This window comes from Leptolyngbya sp. CALU 1928, from assembly GCF_056784215.1.
Genome location: NZ_JBXBCE010000017.1, coordinates 1 through 1158 on the forward strand (window position 1 = coordinate 1; position 1158 = coordinate 1158).

3 protein-coding genes and 1 pseudogene are annotated in these 1158 nt (G+C 44.8%); 2 read left to right on the forward strand and 2 right to left on the reverse strand.

Annotation, left to right across the window (positions count from 1 at the left end; genetic code table 11):
* Positions 1-109 precede the first annotated feature (109 nt).
* Together AC1S5B_RS22735 and AC1S5B_RS22740 are read left to right on the forward strand one after the other, a co-directional pair.
* The gene (locus AC1S5B_RS22735) at positions 110-346 is read left to right on the forward strand and encodes a type II toxin-antitoxin system Phd/YefM family antitoxin (protein ID WP_482037955.1); all 237 of its coding nucleotides are present in this window, start codon (positions 110-112) and stop codon (positions 344-346) included.
* Complete coding sequence (locus tag AC1S5B_RS22740) at positions 343-768, forward strand: type II toxin-antitoxin system VapC family toxin (RefSeq protein ID WP_482037956.1); 426 nt, start codon at positions 343-345, stop codon at positions 766-768. Before AC1S5B_RS22735 ends, AC1S5B_RS22740 begins: the two co-directional genes overlap by 4 nt.
* Here the strand turns inward: AC1S5B_RS22740 and AC1S5B_RS22745 are convergent.
* Both AC1S5B_RS22745 and AC1S5B_RS22750 read right to left on the reverse strand, forming a co-directional pair.
* A pseudogene (locus AC1S5B_RS22745) lies at positions 712-858 on the reverse strand (IS5/IS1182 family transposase); the annotation flags it as partial. The gene AC1S5B_RS22740 and the pseudogene AC1S5B_RS22745 sit on opposite strands and share 57 nt — an antisense overlap.
* Entirely contained in the window at positions 849-1097 is a 249-nt protein-coding gene (locus AC1S5B_RS22750) for a transposase family protein (protein WP_482037957.1), read from the reverse strand. The pseudogene AC1S5B_RS22745 and the gene AC1S5B_RS22750, both read right to left, overlap by 10 nt.
* Positions 1098-1158 lie beyond the last annotated feature (61 nt).

Below are 1158 nucleotides of genomic sequence, written 5' to 3' on the forward strand. Positions count from 1 at the left end.
GTGAAACCACTCAATTCTATTTCATGCTGTAATTATGTAGTCAATAGTCTGATAACTTGCATCGGAAAGCCGTTGAGAACTGTCCATTAAGTTTGCGTTGAGGTAGCGAATGTTAAATGTAACGGTTGATGAAATACAACGCGATCCCTTGAAATATCTGCGTCAAGTAGAAGCAGGTCAAACTCTTGTTATTGTTAGATCTGATAAGCCGATCGCTGAACTTAGACCTATTTCCAGCAGTAAACAACTGCGACCATTTGGTTTGTGTGCAGGCGAGTTTACCGTACCAGATGATTTCGATGCGCCCTTGCCTGAAGATCTTCTTAATGCATTCGAGGGCAAATGAGAATTTTGCTAGATACGCATATCTTTTTATGGTTCATCAGTGGTGATGCCCAATTGTCAACGATTGTTCGAGAGGCAATTCGTGATCCAGATAACGAGGTTTATCTGAGTGCAGTTTCTATCTGGGAAGCAATTGTCAAATACCAGTTGGGCAAACTTCCTTTGCCAGAGCATCCCGAAATATATTTACCCAAGCAGCGTGATCTTCATCAAATTGCCAGTCTTACCCTTGATGAAAGTAGTGTGATTCAACTGGCTAAACTGCCACCACTACACCGTGATCCGTTTGACAGAATGCTTATCTGTCAAGCCTTACAAAATGGGCTGACAATTGCGACAGTAGATTCATTAGAACTCTTGCGTGAATCAAGCAGAGAGAGCCAGTTCAAAGTTGACGATCGCTGCAATCAGGTTGAAGCGTAACCCGAAACGCTTGCGTCGATTTCGATAGCGCTCAGCGAGAATCCGAAAGATCTTGAGCTTACGATTGACATGCTCAGCGACTACTCGTAAACGGCTAGATTGCGGTTGTGCTGACGCTCCTCTTTGCTCAGTTTGCCTTGACGCGGCTTTTGGGTCGGAGTACAACTACAGGGATGTAGCTTTGCGATCCCCTGATAGCCCTTATCCGCCAAACACAACTGCTCTGGTAGCATCGGCAAGCAATGAAGTTTGAACAACCGAAAATCATGGACTCGCCCTTTGCCAAATGCTGTACAAATAATCTGTCCAGTGGCTTGGTTGACTAGCACTTGAGCTTTTAGGGTATGCCGCTTTTTCTTGCCGCTGTAGTAGCCTCGCTGTTTTTTTGGG

Bases quoted from the DNA above. Each gene is read 5' to 3' on its own strand.
- AC1S5B_RS22735 (WP_482037955.1), top strand. From the start codon at position 110: ATGTTAAATGTAACGGTTGATGAAATACAACGCGATCCCTTGAAATAT.
- AC1S5B_RS22740 (WP_482037956.1), top strand. From the start codon at position 343: ATGAGAATTTTGCTAGATACGCATATCTTTTTATGGTTCATCAGTGGT.